Here is a 388-nt window from a genome sequence, read left to right as displayed (position 1 = left end):
ATCAAACACCCACTTATAATGAATTTGAAATCATTAATTTTATAGATAGATGGAAGGAACTATTATGATGAGAGCCATACTCACTACATTCACTTTTCTCACCACAACATTCGCATTGCCAGCTCTGGCCTTCGAGGACATCAAACTAAGTAGTGATGGGATCTGCTATGCAGCTAGCTCTCCAAATTACAAGGAACTCACAAACTACAAATTGTACTTTTCTTTGGAGGAATGCCTAGAAAACGACGGCCGCTTACCTAGCGAAGGTAAATCTCAAAGACAATTCTCTAGAGGTGAGTTTGGTTCTGGCTGGATAGACAAGAATGGTGATTGTAGAAACACGAGAGCGGAGCTATTGATCTCAACATCAGTAACACCGGTAAGGTAC

At 40.7% G+C, this 388-nt stretch carries 1 protein-coding gene; it reads left to right on the top strand.

All coding sequences use genetic code 11. The annotated features are described in order from the left end of the window. Window positions 1-64: 64 nt before the first annotated feature. On the top strand, window positions 65-388 hold a 324-nt coding region (locus AB4585_RS22315; protein ID WP_372170996.1), incomplete at its 3' end, for a hypothetical protein.

It is taken from the genome of Vibrio sp. 10N.222.49.C9 (assembly GCF_041474985.1).
In the GTDB taxonomy this organism is placed as follows: Bacteria; Pseudomonadota; Gammaproteobacteria; order Enterobacterales; family Vibrionaceae; genus Vibrio; species Vibrio crassostreae_C.
The sequence above is the reverse complement of the archived record's forward strand: the minus strand, read 5'-3'. Positions and strand labels throughout refer to the sequence as shown.